Genomic DNA, 15,023 nt, shown 5'->3' with positions numbered 1-15,023 from the left:
TAAGCGGTAGGCGAGGGCGGCTGTCATTCACTGCGCACAGGGCGGCCAAGAGCCAGCGCCTGTTCAAGCCAGCCGAGAATATCGGCGGTGACCTCGTCACGGTTGGTTTCGTTGAGTACTTCGTGCCGCGCCTCAGGATAGACGCGCAGCTGTACATGTCGATTGCCGGTCGCGCGCAGGGCGTCGGCCAGGTGGGTGAGACGCTTGCCGGCACTGACCGGATCACATTCACCACCGATCACCAGCAGCGGCAGGTTCGGATCGATCTGCGCGAGGTTACTCGGCTGGCTGATCTGCGCCAAGCCTTGCAGCAGGTCAAGCCACAGCTGGTTGCTGCAGCGAAAGCCGCAAAGCGGGTCGTTGACGTACAGGTCGACCTGCGCCGGGTCGCGGCTGAGCCAGTCGAACGCCGTGCGGTTGGGCTTGAAGGCCTTGTTGAACGAGCCGAACGACAACCACTCGATCAGTGCACTCTTGCCCAGCGGCCCCTGGCGCCAGGCTTCCAGCCGGGCAATCAGCCGCGCCACGTGGTACAGCGCCGCCGGCTGGTAGTTGGAGCCGCTGAGGATCGCCCCATGCAGGCTGCCACTGTGGTGCAGCAGGTAGGCCTGGGCGATGTAGCTGCCCATGCTGTGGCCGAACAGGAACAGCGGCGTGCACGGGTATTGCTGGCCGATGTGCTGGGCCAGCAGCCCGAGATCGTTGACCACGGCATTCCAGCCATGATGGCGGGCGAACAGGCCGAGGTTGCCCAGTTCGGCGGTGCGCCCATGGCCGCGCTGGTCGGCGGCGAACAGGGCGAAGCCGGCCTCGCTCAAGGCATGGCCCAGGTGCTGGTAGCGCCCGGCATGCTCGGCCATGCCATGGGCCAGCAACACCACGGCTTTTACCGGTGTGGCCGGCAACCATTGGTGCACGTACAGGCTGCAGTGCTCGCTGGCGGGCAGCCAGAAGGCGTCGTGAGGCATGGCGGGTCCTTGTGCGCACAGGTACCCGAACAGTGTATGCACAACCGACCGGATTGCAGGAAGGGCACAAATAAGATTCACAATGTTAATGGCGGCACTTGGCGTATATGCCGCCTTGGGCTTACCTGCTAACGTCGGATCAACGCCTTTTCGCTTTCGAGCGGGCAGGTGAAAGGACTACAGGACTTACAGCAGGTCCAGGCAGAGGAACAATAATAAATGCAAGCCGACTTCTGGAATGACAAGCGCCCGGCGGGCGTGCCTTCCACCATCGATATCAATGCCTACACCTCGGTCGTCGAGGTGTTCGAGCGCTCCTGCAAACGTTTCGCCGACCGCCCGGCCTTCAGCAACCTGGGCGTGACCCTGACCTACGCGGAGCTGGAGCGCCACTCGGCGGCCTTCGCCGCCTGGTTGCAGCAGCACACCGACCTCAAGCCGGGCGACCGCATCGCGGTGCAGATGCCCAACGTGCTGCAATACCCCATCGCTGTGTTCGGTGCCCTGCGCGCAGGCCTGATCGTGGTCAACACCAACCCGCTGTACACCGAGCGCGAGATGCGCCACCAGTTCAAGGACAGCGGCGCGCGTGCGCTGGTGTACCTGAACATGTTCGGCAAGCGCGTGCAGGAGGTGTTGCCCGATACCGGCATCGAGTACCTGATCGAGGCCAGGATGGGCGACATGCTGCCCACCGCCAAGGGCTGGCTGGTCAACACCGTGGTCGACAAGGTGAAAAAGATGGTCCCGGCCTATCAGCTGCCCCAGGCGGTGTCGTTCAAGCAGGTGTTGCGCCAGGGCCGCGAGCTGTCGCACAAGCCGGTGCCGCTCAGCCTGGACGATACTGCGGTGCTGCAATACACCGGTGGCACCACCGGGCTGGCCAAGGGCGCCATGCTCACCCACGGCAACCTGGTGGCCAACATGCTGCAGGTGCTGGCCTGCTTCTCGCAGCACGGGCCGGACGGGCAGAAGCTGATCAAGGACGGCCAGGAAGTGATGATCGCGCCGCTGCCGCTGTACCACATCTATGCCTTTACCGCGAACTGCATGTGCATGATGGTCACCGGCAACCACAACGTGCTGATCACCAACCCGCGGGATATTTCCGGCTTCATCAAGGAGCTGGGCAAATGGCGTTTCTCCGCCTTGCTGGGCCTGAACACGCTGTTCGTCGCACTGATGGACCACCCGGGCTTCCGCCAGCTCGACTTTTCGGCGCTGAAGGTCACCAACTCCGGCGGCACCGCGCTGGTCAAGGCCACGGCCGAGCGCTGGGAGGCGCTTACCGGTTGCCGCATCGTCGAAGGCTACGGCCTGACCGAAACCTCGCCAGTGGCCAGCACCAACCCCTATGGCCAGCTGGCGCGCCTGGGCACGGTGGGCATCCCGGTGGCCGGCACCGCCTTCAAGGTGATCGACGATGACGGCAACGAGTTGCCGCTGGGCGAGCGGGGCGAGCTGTGCATCAAGGGCCCGCAGGTGATGAAAGGCTACTGGCAGCAGCCCGAGGCCACGGCCCAGGCCCTGGATGCGGAAGGCTGGTTCAAGACCGGCGACATCGCGGTGATCGACCCGGACGGCTTCACCCGCATCGTCGACCGCAAGAAGGACATGATCATCGTCTCGGGTTTCAACGTGTACCCCAACGAGATCGAGGATGTGGTGATGGGCCATCCCAAGGTTGCCAACTGCGCGGCCATCGGCGTGCCGGACGAGCGCTCCGGCGAGGCGGTGAAGCTGTTCGTGGTGCCGCGCGAGGGCGGGCTGAGCGTGGATGAGCTGAAGGCCTACTGCAAGGCCAACTTCACCGGCTACAAGGTACCCAAGCACATCGTGCTGCGCGAGTCGTTGCCGATGACGCCAGTGGGCAAGATCCTGCGGCGGGAGCTGCGGGATATCGCTTGAGGCCGAGTTGGATTCTTCGCGGGTGAACCCGCTCCCACAGGGGGCTTGCAGTTCTCAAGGCCTGTGCAGTACCTGTGTGGGAACGGGTTCACCCGCGAATGCTTTCAAACCGCTCTAGCAGGCTGTTTACAGCACGATCTGCGACATTTTGGATAATTACTCTAAAAGTGACCTGTATTGTTCATTGAGTCATTTTTGTGACCGTGAGGCCTGTTTTGGCCTCTAGGCGACCCCAGGCAAAGCTGTTACTCTCGGCCCGCTTTCAGATGATCCGGTTTGCAACGAGCCGTCATCTCATATCAATAATAAGCGCATCGACGCGTGAATCGAACTTCGCTGTTGCTGAAGGAGTGGGCTTCCATGATCGAACATTTTTGGAAGGATAAGTACCCAGCCGGGATTACGGCGGAAATCAATCCTGACGAATTCCCCAATATCCAGGCGGTACTCAAGCAATCCTGCCAACGCTTTGCCGACAAACCGGCCTTTAGCAACCTGGGCAAGACTATCACTTATGGCGAGCTGTATGCGCTGTCGGGGGCGTTTGCCGCCTGGTTGCAGCAGCATACCGACCTCAAGCCGGGTGACCGCATTGCAGTGCAGCTGCCTAACGTACTGCAATACCCGGTGGCGGTATTCGGTGCCATGCGTGCCGGGCTGATCGTGGTCAACACCAACCCGCTGTACACCGCACGGGAAATGGAACACCAGTTCAACGACTCCGGCGCCAAGGCCCTGGTGTGCCTGGCCAACATGGCCCACCTGGCCGAGAAGGTGGTGCCCAAGACCCAGGTCAGGCACGTCATCGTCACCGAAGTGGCCGACCTGCTGCCGCCGCTCAAGCGCCTGCTGATCAACAGCGTGATCAAGTACGTGAAGAAGATGGTGCCGGCCTACAACCTGCCGCGTGCCGTACGCTTCAACGACGCTCTGGCGCAGGGCAAGGGCCAGCCGGTGACCGAGGCCAACCCGCAGGCCAACGACGTGGCGGTGCTGCAGTACACCGGTGGCACCACCGGCGTGGCCAAGGGCGCGATGCTTACCCACCGCAACCTTGTGGCCAACATGCTGCAGTGCCGGGCGCTGATGGGCTCCAACCTGCACGAAGGCTGCGAAATCCTCATCACCCCGCTGCCGCTGTACCACATCTACGCCTTTACCTTCCATTGCATGGCAATGATGCTGATCGGCAACCACAACGTGCTGATCAGCAACCCGCGTGACCTGCCAGCCATGGTCAAGGAACTGGGCAAGTGGAAGTTCAGCGGCTTCGTCGGCCTCAACACTCTGTTCGTTGCCTTGTGCAACAACGAGGCGTTCCGTGCCCTGGACTTCTCGGCGCTGAAGATCACCCTCTCCGGTGGCATGGCCCTGCAACTGAGCGTGGCCGAGCGCTGGAAGGCCGTGACCGGCTGCGCCATCTGCGAAGGCTATGGCATGACCGAGACCAGCCCGGTGGCTGCGGTGAACCCGGCGGAGGCCAACCAGGTCGGCACCATCGGTATTCCGGTGCCGTCCACCCTGTGCAAGGTCATCGACGACAACGGCAACGAGCTGCCGCTGGGCGAGGTGGGCGAGTTGTGCGTCAAGGGCCCGCAGGTGATGAAGGGCTACTGGCAGCGTGAGGAGGCCACTGCCGAGATTCTCGACAGCGATGGCTGGCTGAAGACCGGCGACATCGCCGTGATCCAGCCAGATGGTTACATGCGCATCGTCGACCGCAAGAAGGACATGATCCTGGTCTCGGGCTTCAACGTTTACCCCAACGAGCTGGAAGATGTGCTGGCGGCCCTGCCGGGCGTGCTGCAGTGCGCGGCCATCGGCGTGCCGGACGAGAAGTCCGGTGAAGTGATCAAGGTGTTCATCGTGGTCAAGCCGGGCATGACCCTGACCAAGGAACAGGTGATGGAGCACATGCGCGCCAACGTCACCGGCTACAAGGTCCCGCGCCAGATCGAGTTCCGCGACGCGCTGCCGACCACCAACGTTGGCAAGATCCTGCGCCGCGAACTGCGCGATGAAGAGCTGAAGAAACAGGGCTTGAAGAAGATCGCCTGACGCCCAGCCAGCGCGGTCTGTGTAGGAGCGGCCTTGTGTCGCGATCGGGTCGCGAAGCGGCCCCAGGTTTTCAGCCGTGATGCTGAAATTGCTGGGGCCGCTTCGCGGCCCGATCGCGACACGAGGCCGCTCCTACAGAGGTTGCGCAGGCCTCAGGTTCAGCGCAGTTTCTCCAGCATCTGGTAGTACCACATCCCCGCCGCCAGCAGCGGATTGCCCAGCAAATCCCCCATCGGCACCCGCACATGCTTGCACTGGGCGAAGGTGTCGAACTTCTCCAGCGTCCCGGTCAACGCCTCGGCCATGATCTCGCCCATAATGTGGCTGGTGGCAATGCCGTGCCCCGAATAACCCTGGCAATACCAAACGTTGTCCGACAGCTTGCCCAGCTGCGGGATGCGGTTGACCACGATGCCCATGGCGCAGCTCCACTGGAACTCGATCGGCACGCCTTTCAACGCCGGGAAGGTGCGCTCGATGCACGGGCGCAGTTCGCCTTCGATATCCCGTGAATCACGGCCGGAATAGTTGGCGCCACCGCCGAACAGCAGGCGCTTGTCGGCGGTCAGGCGGTAGTAATCGAGCACGAAGCGGCAGTCGTATACCGCCAGGTCCTGCGGGTTGATCTGTTCGGCCAGCTCCCCCAGCGGTGCGGTGGTGACGATGCCGCCCATGGCCGGGAAGATCTTGCCCTTGAGCTGGCGCTTTTCCAGTTTGTGGTACACATCGCCGGCCAGCATCACCTGGCGCGCCTCGACCCGCCCGTGGGCGGTGACTACCGCCGGGCGCGGGCCGTGGACGATGTCCAGCACTTCGGAGTTTTCGAAAATCAGCGCCCCCAGGCCATGGGCAGCACGGGCCTCGCCCAGGCACAGGTTGAGCGGGTGCAGGTGCAGGTTGCGCAGGTTTTTCAGCGCGCCCAGGTACAGCGGGCTTTGCAGGTGCTCGGCCACGCCATCGCGGTCCAGCAGTTGTACCTGCTCGCCCATGCCGCGCCGCCGGGCCTCGGCTTCGAATGCGCGCAGCTCGTCCATGTGCGAGGGCTTCATGGCCGCGTGCAGGTGGCCGCGCTTGAGGTCGCAGTCGATGTTGTAGCGTGCCACGCGCTGCTCGATCACCTGGTGCCCGCGCCAGCGCAAGTGCCAGATGAAGTCATCGACCTCGGTACCGAGGCGGTTGCGCATCTGCGAGCGCATGGCTTCGTCGCCCGACAGGCTGCCGGTGACCTGGCCGCCGTTGCGCCCGCTGGCACCCCAGCCGATGCGGTTGGTTTCGACGATGGCCACCTTCAGGCCACGCTCGGCCAGCTCCACCGCCGTGGCCACGCCGGTGAAGCCGCCGCCGATGATCGCCACATCCACCTGTACCGTGCCCTTGAGCTGCGGGTACTCGGTGTGGTCGTTGAGGGTGGCGCTGTAGTAGGACGGCGCGCGTTGCGCCGGCCCTTTGTTCAATGCTGCATTCATGGGTGTTCCTTGTTATCCGGGGATCAGGCCTGGTGCAGGTACCAGCGCCAGTCCTGCTCACTGACTTCGGCCATGAACTGGCGGTACTCGGGGCGCTTGACCTTCAGGTATACGCCAAGGAAGTCCTCGCCCAGTGCTTCGCGAGCCCAGCTCGAATGCTGCAGGGCGTCGAGGGCAGTCAGCCAGTCGGTGGGCAGGTGTTCGGTGGCCTGGGCATAGCCATTGCCTTCCACCGGTGCCCCCGGGTCCAGCTGTTGGCGAATGCCCCAGTGGCTGGCGGCAAGGATCGCCGCAGCGGCCAGGTAGGGGTTGGCATCGGCGCCGCAGATGCGGTGCTCCACGTGCCGGCTGTTGGCCGGACCGCCCGGTATGCGCAGGCTCACGGTGCGGTTGTCGACGCCCCAGGTTGGCGCCAGCGGGGCATAGCTGTTGGCCTGGAAGCGGCGGAACGAGTTGGCGTTGGGGCAGAACAGCAGCAGCGAGTCGCGCAGGTGTCGCAGCATGCCTGCCACGGCCTGGCGCAGCAGCGGGGTACCGGCTTTGTCTTCACTGGCGAACAGGTTGTTGCCGGCGCTGTCGGCCAGGCTCAGGTGCATGTGCATGCCGGTGCCGGCCAGTTGCGCGAACGGCTTGGCCATGAAGCAGGCCTGCATGCCATGGGCATGGGCAATGCCTTTGACCAGGCGCTTGTAGCGCACGGCCTGGTCCATCGCCTGCAGAGCGTCGCCGTGCTCGAGGGTGATTTCCACCTGGCCGGGGGCGTATTCCGAAATCGCCGTGCGCGCCGGGATGCCCTGGGCCTTGCAGGCGGCGTAGAGGTCGGCAAGGAACGGCTCGATCTGCTCCAGTTCGCGCAGGCCATACACCTGGGTGGTGCGTGGGCGGCCGCCGTCATTGTCCAGTGCCGGTTGCGGGCGGCCCTGGGCATCAGGTTGCTGGTCCAGCAGGTAGAACTCCAGCTCGCAGGCCATCACCGGATGGTAGCCGTCGGCCTTCAACGCCTCGATGGTACGCAGCAGCACATGGCGCGGGTCGGCGATGCTGGCCGGCAGGCCCTCGTTCGGGTGCATGCTCACCTGCACCGCGGCGGTCGGCACCCGGCGCCAGGGCAGGCGCACCAGGCTGCCTTCAAGCGGGTAGGCGCGGCAGTCGATATCGCCCACGTCCCACACCAGGCCGGAGTTTTCCACGTCGTCGCCGTTCAGGGTCAGGCCGAGAATGGTGCTGGGCAGCGGCCGGCCGGTCTGGTACACGGCCAACAGTTCGTCGCGGTGCAGCAGCTTGCCGCGCGGCACGCCATTGGCGTCGAGGATGAACAGTTCGAACAGTTCGATATCGGGGTTGTCGGCCAGAAAACGGCTGGCGTGCTCTACAGGTGCAAAGTTCATGATGGATTCGCTCACGGGGCGCACGGGCCACCGTGCATGCAGGCGGCCCGGCTGAGTCAAGCGGCCAGACGACGGCCGGGTTTGGTCACAAAGGCGTGAGCGAGAAATCCGGTGGGCGTGCGTGACGGCAGTGCCACAGGGCCCAGAAGGCGAGGATGATGTGGACCAGCGGATTCTCACCGGCACGGCGCCGGGCCTTCGCTTGCGAAGGGCGGGACGACGGTGGGGCGATGGGCTGGACGGGAGTCATGCCTTTGATACTCACATGCGGCGTAAGGTTGATTAAAGCAGTGAATGGCAACCTTTACATAAGCCCTTGCTAAACTTTCCGCCGCCGTGCGATCCCTGTAGGAGCGGCCTTGTGTCGCGATGGGCTGCGGCAGCAGCCCCAGGATCTTCGCTCCAGCACAAATTGCCGGGGCTGCTGCCGCAGCCCATCGCGACACAAGGCCGCTCCTACAGGGGCAGCGCCAGCCTGGACAGCAAAGCAGGCCCAAATCTGCGACAATCGCGCATCCTTCGAATGCCGATCATGAAAAAGCAGGCCCACCTGCATCACTAAAAAGCCCCATGACTGACCACGCCATCGACAAACTGCTGCAAAACCTCGACCACGCCATGATCGCCGACCGCCATCGCCTGCGCCGGCAATTGCACGAACTGCGCAAGCGCCCCGACGAGGCGAAGCTGGCGCAGTGGGTGGAAAAGGTCCAGGCGTCCTGCGCCCAGGTCACCGCGCGCCAGCAGAGCGTGCCGACCGTGCGCTACGACGACAGCCTGCCAATCGCTGCCAAGCGTGACGAAATCAAGAAGGCCCTGGCCGAGCACCAGGTGCTGGTGATCGCCGGCGAAACCGGCTCGGGCAAGACCACCCAGTTGCCGAAGATCTGTCTCGAACTGGGCCGTGGCAGCCATGGCCTGATCGCCCACACCCAGCCTCGCCGGATCGCCGCCCGCAGCGTTGCCGCGCGGGTCGCCGAAGAGCTGGGCACGCCGCTGGGCGGGCTGGTCGGCTACCAGGTGCGCTTCGAGGACCAGAGCGACGCCAACACCCTGGTCAAGCTGATGACCGACGGCATTCTGCTGGCCGAAACCCAGCACGACCGTTTCCTCGAGCGCTACGACACGATCATCGTCGACGAGGCCCACGAGCGCAGCCTGAACATCGACTTCCTGCTCGGCTACCTGAAGACCCTGCTGCACCGCCGCCCGGACCTGAAGCTGATCATCACCTCGGCGACCATCGACCTGGAGCGCTTCTCCAAACACTTCGATGGCGCGCCGATCATCGAGGTGTCCGGGCGTACCTTCCCGGTGGAAACCTGGTACCGCCCGCTGACCAGCGAGCAGGACGAGGAGGGCAACCAGATCGAGGACGACCTCACCGTCGACCAGGCCATCCTCGCCACGCTGGATGAGTTGGCGCACCACGAGCGGAGTGAGGGCAAGGGCCCCGGCGATGTGCTGATCTTTCTGCCGGGCGAGCGCGAGATCCGTGATGCCGCCGAGATCTTGCGCAAGGCGCAACTGCGCCACACCGAGATCCTGCCGTTGTACGCGCGCCTGTCGCCGGCCGAGCAGCAGCGCATCTTCCAGCCACACACCGGGCGCCGTGTGGTGCTGGCCACCAACGTCGCGGAAACCTCGCTGACCGTGCCGGGCATCCGCTACGTGATCGACACCGGTACCGCGCGCATCAGCCGCTACAGCTACCGCGCCAAGGTGCAGCGCCTGCCCATCGAGGCAGTGTCGCAGGCCAGTGCCAACCAGCGCAAGGGTCGCTGTGGCCGGGTCGAGCCGGGTATCTGCGTTCGCCTGTACAGCGAAGAGGATTTCAACAGCCGGCCGGCGTTCACCGACCCGGAGATCCTGCGCACCAACCTGGCGGCAGTGATCCTGCAGATGCTGCACCTGCGCCTGGGCGCAATCGACGCCTTCCCGTTCATCGAGCCGCCGGATGGCAAGGCCATCAGCGATGGTTTCAACCTGCTGCAGGAGCTGTCGGCGGTCAACCGCGAAAACCAGCTGACGCCGATCGGTCGCCAACTGGCGCGCCTGCCGATCGACCCGCGGCTGGGCCGCATGCTGCTCGAAGGCGCCCGCCTGGGCAGCCTGCAGGAAGTGCTGATCGTCACCAGTGCGCTGTCGGTGCAAGACCCGCGCGAACGCCCGCCAGAGCGCCAGCAGGCCGCCGATCAGGCGCACGCACAATGGAAGGACGTGGATTCCGACTTCGCCGCGTTGGTCAACCTGTGGCGTGGCTTCGAGGAACAGCGCCAGGCGCTGACCGCCAACCCGCTGCGCAACTGGTGCCGCAAAAACTTCCTGAACTACCTGCGCCTGCGCGAATGGCGCGATGCCCATCGCCAGCTGGCGCTGATCTGCCGTGACCTGCAGTTGACGGTAAACAAGGACCCGTCCGACTACCCGAAAATGCACAAGGCCATTCTCAGTGGCCTGCTCAGCCAGATCGGCCAGAAGACCGAAGAGGGCGACTACCAGGGCGCCCGTCAGCGGCGCTTCTGGGTGCACCCGTCGTCGGGCCTGGGGCGCAAGCGCCCGCAGTGGGTGATGGCGGCCGAACTGGTCGAAACCACCAAGCTGTACGCACGCATGGTGGCCAGGATCGAGCCGGACTGGATCGAGCCGTTGGCCGGCCACCTGGTCAAGAAGAACCACTTCGAACCGCATTGGGAGAAGAAGCGCGGGCAGGTGGTGGCCTACGAGCAGATCACTCTGTACGGCCTGATCCTGGTCGGCCGTCGGCCGGTGCATTTCGGCCCGATCGACCCGGTCACATCGCGCGAGCTGTTCATCCGCGAAGGCCTGGTGGGTGGCGAAATCCAGTCGCGGGCCAAGTGCCTGGCGGCCAACAAGCGCCTGCTGGAGGAGCTCGACGAGCTGGAGGCCAAGGCCCGCCGCCGTGACATCCTGGCCGACGAAGAGACGCTGTATGCCTTCTACGAAGCGCGTCTGCCGGCGGAAATCCACCAGACGGCGACCTTCGACAGCTGGTACCGCATGGGCAGCCAGAAGGACGCCAACCTGCTGATCATGCGCGAGGAAGACGTGCTGGCCCGCGAGGCCAGCGAAGTCACCGCCGCGCAGTACCCCGACAGCTTGCAGGTGGGCGAGCTGCGCCTGCCGCTGAGTTACCACTTCGAGCCCGGGCACCCCCGCGATGGCGTGACCGTGCGGGTACCAGCGCCGCTGCTGCCGAGCTTGCCGGGCGAGCGCCTGGAATGGCTTGTGCCCGGCCTGCTGGAAGCCAAGTGCGTGGCGCTGGTGCGCAACCTGCCCAGGGCGCTGCGCAAGAACTTTGTGCCGGTGCCGGACTTCGTCAAGGCCTCTCTGGCGCGCATGACCTTCGGCCAGGGCGCATTGCCGCAGGCCCTGGGCCAGGAACTGCTGCGCATGACCGGCGCCCGTGTGCCCGACGAGGCATGGGACGAGTCGGTCAACCTGGTCGAAGGCCACCTGCGCATGAACATCGAGGTTGTCGATGGCCAGGGCAAGTTTCTGGGTGAAGGCCGCGACCTGGCCGAGCTGACCGCACGCTTTGCTGCAGCCAGCCAGGCAGCGTTGGCCGTGCCGCGTGACGCCAAGAGCGAGCAGCCGGTGCAGGCCAAGGCTTTCAGCGAGGTTAAGCAGACCGCGCAGCAGAAAATTGCCGGCCTGTCGATGACCGTGTACCCGGCACTGGTGGAAGAGGGCGGCACCGTGCGCGAAGGGCGTTTCTCGACCCAGGCCGAGGCCGAGTTCCAGCACCGCCGCGCTTTGCAGCGCCTGTTGCTGCAGCAGTTGGCCGAACCGGCCAAGTACCTGCGCGGCAAGCTGCCGGGGCTGACCGAGCTGGGCCTGCTGTACCGTGAAATGGGCCGGGTCGAGGCGCTGGTCGAGGACATTCTGCTGGCCAGCCTGGACAGCTGCATCCTTGAAGGCGAACAGCCGCTGCCACGCGATGGTGCGGCCCTGGCTGGCCTGGCCGAGCGCAAGCGCGGCAGCTGGGCCGAGCATGCCGAGCGCCTGGCACGGCAGACCCTGGAAGTGCTGAAGCTGTGGCATGGGCTGCAGAAGCGCTTCAAGGGCAAGATCGACCTGAGCCAGGCAGTGGCGCTTAACGACATCAAGCAACAGCTCGGCAACCTGGTGTACCCAGGCTTCGTGCGTGAAACCCCCGGGGCCTGGTTCAAGGAGCTGCCGCGTTACCTCAAGGCGGTGGAGCTGCGCCTGGAGAAGCTGGGTTCGCAGGTGCAGAAGGACCGGGTGTGGAGCGGTGAGCTGGCCAACCTGTGGGCGCAGTACAAGGCACGTGCCGACAAGCATGCCCAGGAAGGCAAGCGTGATGAGCAACTGACGGTGTACCGCTGGTGGCTGGAGGAATATCGGGTTTCGCTGTTTGCCCAGCAGTTGGGGACCAAGGTGCCGATTTCCGACAAGCGATTGAGCAAGCAATGGAGCCAGGTGGAAGGCTAAACTTCCACAGTTGTGGCAATATTGATGCAATTTGGGGCCGCTTTGCGGCCCTTCGCGGGCGCAGCCCTCGCCTTTAAATTGGCACTAAAGTGCCATTAACCTGTCATGTTTCCCAGCCAGCGCCCCGTGGCGATGGCCTTTGACCAGAGGAACGACCGTGCATAACGTCGTGATCAGCGGCACCGGCCTGTACACCCCGGCCCAGAGCATTTCCAACGAAGAACTGGTGGCGTCCTTCAACACCTGGTCGCAGCAGTTCAACCAGGACAACGCCGCCGCCATCGAGCGCGGTGAAGTCGAGGCGGCGCCGCTGTCCGATGCGGCGTTCATCGAAAAGGCCTCGGGCATCAAGAGCCGCTTCGTCATGGACAAGGCCGGCATTCTCGACCCGCAGCGCATGAAACCGCGTCTGCCCGAGCGCTCCAACGACGAACCTTCGGTGCTCTGCGAAATGGCCGTGGCCGCCGCCCGCCAGGCCCTGGAGCGCGCCGGTCGCACGGCGGCCGATGTCGACGGGGTGATCGTCGCCTGCTCCAACCTGCAGCGCCCGTACCCGGCCATTGCCATCGAAGTGCAGCAGGCGCTGGGCATCCAGGGCTTTGCCTTCGACATGAACGTGGCCTGCTCGTCGGCCACTTTCGGCATCCAGACCGCCGCCAACAGCGTGGCCCTGGGCCAGGCGCGCGCGGTGCTGATGGTCAACCCGGAGGTGTGCACTGGCCACCTGAACTTCCGTGACCGCGACAGCCATTTCATCTTTGGTGATGCTGCCACTGCGGTATTGCTCGAGCGTGCCGACAAGGCCACCTCGGCGCACCAGTTCGACATCGTCAGCAGCAAGCTGTGGACCGAGTTCTCCAACAACATCCGTAACAACTTCGGCTTCCTCAACCGCGCGGCGGAAGAGGGCGAGGGCGCGGCGGACAAGCTGTTCATCCAGGAAGGCCGCAAGGTGTTCCGCGAGGTGTGCCCGAAGGTGGCCGAGCTGATCGGTGAGCACCTGCAGGAAAACGGGCTGCAACCAAGCGATGTGAAACGCTTCTGGCTGCACCAGGCCAACCTCAGCATGAACCACCTGATCGTCAAGAAGCTGCTGGGGCGTGAAGTGGCCGAAGAGGATGCACCGGTGATTCTCGATCGCTATGCCAACACCAGTTCGGCGGGGTCGGTGATTGCCTTCCACCTGTACCAGGACGACTTGGCCAAGGGCTCGCTGGGGGTGTTGAGCTCGTTTGGTGCGGGGTATTCGATTGGTAGCGTGATCCTGCGCAAGCGCTGATTGCTTCGAAATATCGGGGCCGCTTTGCGGCCCATTCGCAGCACAAGGCTGCTCCTACAGGAGAACGCGCCGGTTGCAGGGTTCGCATTCCCCTGTAGGAGCAGCCTTGTGCTGCGAATGGGCTGCATGGCAGCCCCCTGCAATTTCACAGGCAAAAAAAGCGGGAAATGCCGGATGGGGTCGGCATTTCCCGCTTCAGGTGAAGCAGTGCAGGGTTTCGCTTAGAACTTGGCTTCCAGGTCTACCTGCAGGGTATCTACATCGGCATCGCTGTTGGGCAACTGCGACAGGTCGGTCTTGGCCATCAGGTAGGCAGCGCCCAGGGAGAAGTTCTTGTCGATTTCATATCCGACCTTGAACTTGTGCCCGCGCGAACCGGTGAAGCCGTTGCCAAAGTCAGAGTCGGTGAACAGGCTGACCACGGCGTTACGCTGCACGTCGCGGTAGTTGTAGTCCAGGCTCCAGGCGCCGACCTTGGTTTTCAGGCCCGCCAACCAGGCCTGGTCTTCGCCATCGGTGCTTTCGGTGTTTTTCACATACTGACCGTAAGCAGAGAGCGGGATGGCAAAGCCGGTGAAGTCCAGCTGGCCGAAGCCTTCCACGAGGTTGAACTCGTTGGTGGTGTTGCCGAACGACTGCAGGATGGTGGCTTCCTTGTCGTTGTCGTAGCCATAGATACTGGCACCTACGGTCAGCTTGAGCACGTCTGCCGGGGCGAATTTGGCGCCCAACTGGCCGTGATAGACCTGTGCGTCATGCTTGTATTGCACGCCGTCGCCATCTACGTTGTCCTTGAGGGTGTACTGACCGGCGCTGGCGAACACCTCGGCCCCGCCCAGGTCGGTCTTGTAGGTGGCTGCCACGCCTTCCGGGTTGATGTCGCTGTCCCAGATGATGTCGCCCATGCTCACCCATGGCTGCGCCATCTTGCCGCCAATCAGGTGCAGGTTGGGAACTGCAGTCGGGTGCCAGTCGAGGTAGGCCTGGTCGACCCACAGCGACTTCTTGTCGAAGTAGTTGTCGAAGCTCTGGTTGGTCGAACGGCGGTCGGCACTGCTGCCGGTGGCGATACGGATGCCCGCGTCGACCTGCGGGTTGATTTCGCTGTAGAAGCCGACACGGGCACGCACGCGCTGGCGGTCCTGGTTGCCGCTGCTGCTGTTCGGGTCGTCGACGTTGACGTCTTCGTAACGCAGGCGCACATCACCCTTGACCTGGGTCTTGGCGGCCCATGCCACTTTCTGTTCAAAGGAGCTCATCCGTTCGGACTGAGCTTTCTGAGCGGCCTTTTCCTTGGTTTCTTGAGCCAGGTCCGCCTGCAGTTCGTTGTACTGCGCCTGGTTGATCGAGCCATTGGCGCGGAGCATTTCGAGCAGCTTGGCGTCGACAGCTGCACTGGCCGGAGTACTCAGAGCCAGCATCATGCCGGTGAGGCTCACTCCGGTAAGTGTAGAAACAAGACGCATAAGGTTCTCCCTGT

8 protein-coding genes are annotated in these 15,023 nt (G+C 64.1%); 4 read left to right on the top strand and 4 right to left on the bottom strand.

Going from position 1 to position 15,023, the window contains the following annotated elements; translation table 11 throughout:
- Window positions 1-23: 23 nt before the first annotated feature.
- Entirely contained in the window at window positions 24-968 is a 945-nt protein-coding gene (locus GYA95_RS16165; protein WP_015271311.1) for an alpha/beta hydrolase, read from the bottom strand.
- A 219-nt stretch (window positions 969-1,187) separates the two neighbouring features.
- Here GYA95_RS16165 and fadD2 point away from each other — a divergent pair, with 219 nt between their 5' ends.
- Together fadD2 and fadD1 are read left to right on the top strand one after the other, a co-directional pair.
- Window positions 1,188-2,876 (top strand): long-chain-fatty-acid--CoA ligase FadD2, encoded by a 1,689-nt coding sequence (gene fadD2 / locus GYA95_RS16160; protein ID WP_015271310.1) that lies wholly within the window; start codon window positions 1,188-1,190, stop codon window positions 2,874-2,876.
- Window positions 2,877-3,236: 360 nt separating this feature from the next.
- Window positions 3,237-4,934, top strand: coding sequence for a long-chain-fatty-acid--CoA ligase FadD1 (fadD1, locus tag GYA95_RS16155; RefSeq protein WP_015271309.1), 1,698 nt, complete (start codon window positions 3,237-3,239; stop codon window positions 4,932-4,934).
- 158 nt (window positions 4,935-5,092) lie between these two features.
- Here the strand turns inward: fadD1 and GYA95_RS16150 are convergent, their stop codons facing one another.
- Both GYA95_RS16150 and GYA95_RS16145 read right to left on the bottom strand, forming a co-directional pair.
- Complete coding sequence (locus GYA95_RS16150) at window positions 5,093-6,400, bottom strand: NAD(P)/FAD-dependent oxidoreductase (protein WP_015271308.1); 1,308 nt, start codon at window positions 6,398-6,400, stop codon at window positions 5,093-5,095.
- 23 nt (window positions 6,401-6,423) lie between these two features.
- Window positions 6,424-7,788, bottom strand: a complete 1,365-nt coding sequence (locus GYA95_RS16145) for a glutamine synthetase family protein (protein ID WP_161551431.1) — start codon at window positions 7,786-7,788, stop codon at window positions 6,424-6,426.
- Window positions 7,789-8,358: 570 nt separating this feature from the next.
- Here GYA95_RS16145 and hrpA point away from each other — a divergent pair.
- Together hrpA and GYA95_RS16135 are read left to right on the top strand one after the other, a co-directional pair.
- Window positions 8,359-12,264 carry an ATP-dependent RNA helicase HrpA gene (gene hrpA / locus GYA95_RS16140; RefSeq protein WP_015271306.1) on the top strand — a complete coding sequence of 1,302 codons (3,906 nt, stop codon included), beginning with the start codon at window positions 8,359-8,361 and terminating at the stop codon, window positions 12,262-12,264.
- Window positions 12,265-12,421: 157 nt separating this feature from the next.
- On the top strand, window positions 12,422-13,543 hold the full coding sequence (locus GYA95_RS16135; protein WP_015271305.1) for a beta-ketoacyl-ACP synthase III: 1,122 nt from the start codon (window positions 12,422-12,424) through the stop codon (window positions 13,541-13,543).
- Window positions 13,544-13,764: 221 nt separating this feature from the next.
- On the opposite strand, the gene GYA95_RS16130 is transcribed toward GYA95_RS16135, so the two are convergent.
- Window positions 13,765-15,009 carry a putative porin gene (locus tag GYA95_RS16130; protein WP_015271304.1) on the bottom strand — a complete coding sequence of 415 codons (1,245 nt, stop codon included), beginning with the start codon at window positions 15,007-15,009 and terminating at the stop codon, window positions 13,765-13,767.
- Window positions 15,010-15,023: the final 14 nt, after the last annotated feature.

The sequence above is a fragment of the Pseudomonas asiatica genome, from assembly GCF_009932335.1.
GTDB classification, from domain to species: Bacteria; Pseudomonadota; Gammaproteobacteria; order Pseudomonadales; family Pseudomonadaceae; genus Aquipseudomonas; species Aquipseudomonas asiatica.
This window is presented reverse-complemented; position numbering and strand designations above follow the sequence as displayed.

Excerpts from the sequence above, each read along its gene's own strand:
- GYA95_RS16165 (WP_015271311.1), bottom strand. The coding sequence starts at position 968 with ATGCCTCACGACGCCTTCTGGCTGCCCGCCAGCGAGCACTGCAGCCTG.
- fadD2 (WP_015271310.1), top strand. The coding sequence starts at position 1,188 with ATGCAAGCCGACTTCTGGAATGACAAGCGCCCGGCGGGCGTGCCTTCC.
- fadD1 (WP_015271309.1), top strand. The coding sequence starts at position 3,237 with ATGATCGAACATTTTTGGAAGGATAAGTACCCAGCCGGGATTACGGCG.
- GYA95_RS16150 (WP_015271308.1), bottom strand. The coding sequence starts at position 6,400 with ATGAATGCAGCATTGAACAAAGGGCCGGCGCAACGCGCGCCGTCCTAC.
- GYA95_RS16145 (WP_161551431.1), bottom strand. The coding sequence starts at position 7,788 with ATGAACTTTGCACCTGTAGAGCACGCCAGCCGTTTTCTGGCCGACAAC.
- hrpA (WP_015271306.1), top strand. The coding sequence starts at position 8,359 with ATGACTGACCACGCCATCGACAAACTGCTGCAAAACCTCGACCACGCC.
- GYA95_RS16130 (WP_015271304.1), bottom strand. The coding sequence starts at position 15,009 with ATGCGTCTTGTTTCTACACTTACCGGAGTGAGCCTCACCGGCATGATG.